The organism is Paucisalibacillus algeriensis (genome assembly GCF_000577245.1).
Classification (GTDB): domain Bacteria; phylum Bacillota; class Bacilli; order Bacillales; family Amphibacillaceae; genus Ornithinibacillus.
The window spans coordinates 1-1,223 of sequence record NZ_CBYO010000023.1 but is presented as its reverse complement, the minus strand read 5'-3'; the positions used below and the strand labels follow the sequence as shown (position 1 = coordinate 1,223).

At 37.3% G+C, this 1,223-nt stretch carries 1 protein-coding gene; it reads left to right on the top strand.

The genetic code is table 11. From position 1 onward, the window contains the following. Window positions 1-249 precede the first annotated feature (249 nt). Window positions 250-1,223, top strand: a 974-nt coding sequence (locus tag TY11_RS19695) for an IS110 family RNA-guided transposase (protein WP_042150571.1), incomplete at its 3' end; no start/stop codon positions are given.

The following is a 1,223-nucleotide window of genomic DNA, read 5'->3' as shown; positions in this document are numbered from 1 at the left end:
TTCGTATTATAAGGTTAACCAGAAATTACTGGTTGACCTTATTTCATATGGTCTTATCATTACAATTGTAGCCGGGGTAGAACGTCCCTGCCCGTGGGAGATAGATCCCGTCAGCTAAACTGTTCGCCCCCTACTTGTAGAAACATGATTGAGGCTGGTTGGGACAATGATCCCGTATAACAAGCGAAGCTGTGATACTACAAGAAGGATTAGGGGTACCGGCAAATACTTCTTAGGAGGAGATAATCAATGAATCCAGTTGTAGGTCTGGATGTAGCTAAAGGAGAAAGTCAGATTCAAGGTTTCCTAGATAAGAAGAAGCCTTATAAAACTAGTTTTAAAGTACCGCATACCTTGGATGGTCTGGAGAAATTGCTTCACTTTTTAATCGAGATTGAAAATAATACTGGGGTACGACCTCCTGTCGTACTTGAATCAACTGGACATTATCAAGCACCAGTTGTTCAATATTTAGATAAAAAAGGATACTTAACCATAATTGTCAATCCACTTATCCCTTACAAGGCAAAGAGTTCTAGTTTACGAAAGGTAAAAACAGACGTAATAGACGCAAGACATCTCTGTGAGCTGTACTATAAGGAAGAGCTTGAGCCACAAAAGAAACGTGGAATACAATTACTAAATTTACGTAATCTTACTAGACAACATGAAAATATTACAAATTTATATGTACAAACAAAATTACAATTTCATTCGGTGTTGGATCAGGTATTTCCTGAGTATCGTGGGGTTTTTGGGGACTTATATTCTACTGTATCTTTACTTACCCTATTAAACTATGGAACATCTAATGATGTATTGAAGACAGATAAAGACATACTTGCTGAGCGTATTCATGAATTCTGTCCTAGACGTTCATTGGCATGGGCAGCTTCAAAGGCTGATAAGCTAATAGAAGCAGCACTTCGTGATCCGTTTCAAGAAACACTCTATGAGAGTCATATAATTAGTATCGAATTGTATATCAAAATGCTGATTGAGTACCAAAAGCACCTATCAAAACTTGAAGATAAAATAGATGCTTTGGCACAAGAAATTGAAGAATGTAAGATTATACAATCTATCCCTGGTATCGGTGAAAAAATCGCTGCAACGATAATTTCGGAAATTGGGGAAATAGATTTATTTGATAATCCTAAAAAACTAGTTGCATTCGCAGGCATGGATCCCAGAGTCTATGAATCTGGTCGATTCAAAGGAAC